The 3248-nt window shown below is 39.2% G+C and carries 3 protein-coding genes and 1 pseudogene; all 4 read left to right on the top strand.

Translation table 11 applies throughout. The features are described 5' to 3' along the window. The first annotated feature begins 84 nt into the window (after positions 1-84). The 4 genes and pseudogenes from rbsD (at position 85) to FC65_RS09725 (ending at position 3202) form a co-directional block, all read left to right on the top strand. Positions 85-480: a D-ribose pyranase gene (gene rbsD, locus FC65_RS09740; protein WP_010497730.1), complete on the top strand. Its 396-nt coding sequence runs from the start codon at positions 85-87 to the stop codon at positions 478-480. A 102-nt stretch (positions 481-582) separates the two neighbouring features. Then, positions 583-1470 carry a ribose/proton symporter RbsU gene (gene rbsU, locus FC65_RS09735; protein WP_056972524.1) on the top strand — a complete coding sequence of 296 codons (888 nt, stop codon included), beginning with the start codon at positions 583-585 and terminating at the stop codon, positions 1468-1470. A gap of 403 nt (positions 1471-1873) precedes the next feature. Next, positions 1874-2671, top strand: a pseudogene (gene jag / locus FC65_RS12805) (RNA-binding cell elongation regulator Jag/EloR); the annotation flags it as partial. A gap of 69 nt (positions 2672-2740) precedes the next feature. After that, positions 2741-3202: a MarR family winged helix-turn-helix transcriptional regulator gene (locus tag FC65_RS09725; RefSeq protein ID WP_056972521.1), complete on the top strand. Its 462-nt coding sequence runs from the start codon at positions 2741-2743 to the stop codon at positions 3200-3202. Positions 3203-3248: the final 46 nt, after the last annotated feature.

The following is a 3248-nucleotide window of genomic DNA, read 5'->3' as shown; positions in this document are numbered from 1 at the left end:
GAGTTGATTGGGCGGAAAGTTCTGGCTTGAGTAGCTCAGTAGCTTGACTAAGATTTTTGATTTATATGGAAGGAAGTATAGTTCATGAAAAAGACAGCAGTTATCAATTCGAATCTATCACGGGTAATTTCACAAATGGGGCATTTTGACAAATTAGCCATTGGCGATGCAGGTACTCCAGTTCCAGATGGGACTGAAAAGATCGACTTATCTGTTACTCGTGGGATCCCAAGTTTCATGGATGTCTTAAACAATGTCTTGGAAGAATTGGAAATTCAAAAAATCTATTTGGCTGAAGAGATCAAGACTGAAAATCCAGATATGTTGAAACAGATCAAAGAACGTTTGCCAGAAACACCAATTGAATTCATCACTCATGAAGAATTGAAGTCAGACCTGAAAGACTGCAAAGCCTTTGTTAGAACTGGTGAAATGACACCTTTTGCCAATATTATGTTGGAAAGTAATGTCGTATTTTAACGGATTTGCTGCATATCTGATTTGGAGAGGTCAGATATGGAAGAGTAATGAGAGAAAAGAAAGAGACAAAAACTTTGTTTCGTTTGAGCAGGAGGATAAATAATGAATGCAGTAGCACTTTTAGTAGGCCTTGGTCCTTTACTAGGTTGGGGCTTGTTTCCAACGATTGCTTCTAAAATTGGCGGTAAACCATCGCATCAAATTTTAGGTGCCACAGCTGGTACCTTTATCTTTGCAGTGATCTTTGCTTGGGTACAGGGAATTCCAATGCCAAGTGGTTCAGCTTTAGTATTATCAATTATTTCTGGTGTTGGTTGGGCTTGTGCACAGATCGTTACTTTTATGTCATTTGGTTTGGTTGGTTCTTCACGTGCTATGCCTATTACGACAGCTTTTCAGTTGTTGGGTGCTTCTCTTTGGGGTGCATTTTACTTAGGTGATTGGCATGGTGTTACCAGCAAAATTATCGGGATTTTGGCTTTGGTTGCAATTATTATCGGAGTATATATGACAGTTTGGTCAGAACATAAAACTTCTGAAAAATCAGGCTATTTGAAAAAAGCCGTTTTATGGTTAGCAATTGGTGAAATTGGGTATTGGACATATTCAGAAGCGCCGCAAGCAGCCCATATTGACGGCATGCATGCTTTCTTGCCGCAATCTATCGGTATGCTTCTTGTTGGTATCGTCTATGGGATCATCATGACGTTCAAAGGACAAGGAGAAAAGCCTTTGAAGGATAGTTTGTCATATAAGCAGATCATCGCAGGATTCTTCTTTGCTTTTGGTGCTTTGACATACTTGATCTCAGCTCAACCGGATATGAATGGTTTGGCTACAGGTTTTGTTTTGTCACAGACCTCAGTGATCCTGGCAACCTTGACGGGTATTTGGTTCTTGGGTCAAAAGAAAACCAAAAAGGAAATGACGATCACGGTCATTGGTTTGATAATTATTGTTTTAGCAGCAGCGGTAACTGAATTTATTTAGTAGATCAATGACACTAGTTAGTTGCTTGGTGTCAATTGAGCAAAGAAAAAAAGCTCGTATTTTGCCTAGGGAAACCAGGAAAAATACGAGCTTTTGTTAAACTGGAAAATGAGATCAGACAATGGGTTATTTTGTGTTTTTTACACTGAAAAGGATAATAATTTCTTGATGCGTAATTAATCAACTTGATTAACATTTCACAAAAAATAGTTCTTATGTTAGAATACAATAATTTATGATACTCATAGTTTTTTGTGGGGTTGACAATTCTAAAATCTGTGCATCACTTGAAGTATGTTGTGGTATACTAAAGTATGTTAACTGCGCTTTCATGCGGTTATTTTTGGAAGAAGAAATAATATATAAATGACAGGAGGGAACACCGACGAAATATGAAGGAAATTCAGTCGAAGAAGCGATTTCTGCAGGTTTGACTGATTTACATGTAACCCGTGCACAAGTTGACGTTCAAGTTATTTCGAACGGTAAAAAAGGTTTTTTAGGGATCGGGAAAAAATTGGCCTCGGTTGAAGTGACTGTTAAACAAGCAAAACGATCTGAAAAGTCGGCTCCAGAAAAAGAGAATAAGCCAAAGCATCAGGCTGTAAAAGAAGCTACAGCTGATCAGGCACAAAAAGAAAAGTCTAGCGTACAAAAAAAGCAGGCTAAATCAGCACCTAAACAGCAGCCAAAAGCTGCATCAGTTTCAGCTAAGGCCCCCGCTAAGGCTCAAGAAAAACCTGATAGATCATTTGAAGATGTGCTAGTAGATCTGGGTAATTACTTGGCAGAGATCACGAAAAACATGGGGATCAGTGCGACGATCAATGTTACACCTGAAAAACATACAGTTTATTATGATTTTGAGACAGAACAAGAAGGTTTGCTGATCGGCAAACGCGGTAAGAATCTAAATTCGCTACAGTTATTAGCTCAAGACTTTTTGGATAAGCGTGTGCGTCGCCGTGTTCGTGTAATTTTAGATGTTGCTAATTATCGCGATCGTCGGGCGGAAACTTTGTCGCATTTGGCACAAAAAACGGCTCGTGATGCGATTGCTGCAGGTAAACCGATCACGTTAGATCCAATGCCAGCATTGGAACGCAAAGTGATCCACACTAGTTTGGCAGATAATGAGCATGTTAAAACGTATTCTAGGGGCAACGAACCACGTCGAGCAGTCGTAGTCGATCCGCAATAGTCAAATGATCAGTTGTTGATAGTTGGAACTCTTATATGAGCCTGATTATTTATAAAGAGGAGAATTTCCATGAAAGAATATAAACCAGAGCATATTGAAAACGAGCTTTGTTTTGCGATTTATTCGGCACAAAAATTTTATACGAAGTTTTATTCAGAGTCTTTAAGGGACTTTAACTTGACCTATCCACAATACTTAACTTTGTTAGTTTTGTGGGAAGAGAAACGTCCAATGATGATCAAAGAGATCGGTGCTCGTTTGAAACTGGACACGGGTACTTTGACACCATTATTGAAACGGATGGAAAAAGACGAATGGTTCACACGGACTCACGTTCCTGAAGACGGTCGTAAAGTTTACATTGAATTGACCAAGAAGGCCGTTGATAACGAAAATGTGATCAAGAATCAGATCAAAACATGTCTGGACTCGATCGATATGACTTATCCTGAATACCAGAATAGTGTTGAGACTGTTAAGTCGATCGGACAAAAAATCAAAAAAGTTGATGAAACTTTGGAAAGTCGCTAAAAAACAGAGCGGAGGCAAGCCGGGAGAACTCGAGCACCAAGGGACT

Origin of the sequence: Ligilactobacillus acidipiscis DSM 15836, from assembly GCF_001435755.1 — a bacterium.
Classification (GTDB): Bacteria; Bacillota; Bacilli; order Lactobacillales; family Lactobacillaceae; genus Ligilactobacillus; species Ligilactobacillus acidipiscis.
The sequence above is the reverse complement of the archived record's forward strand: the minus strand, read 5'-3'. Positions and strand labels throughout refer to the sequence as shown.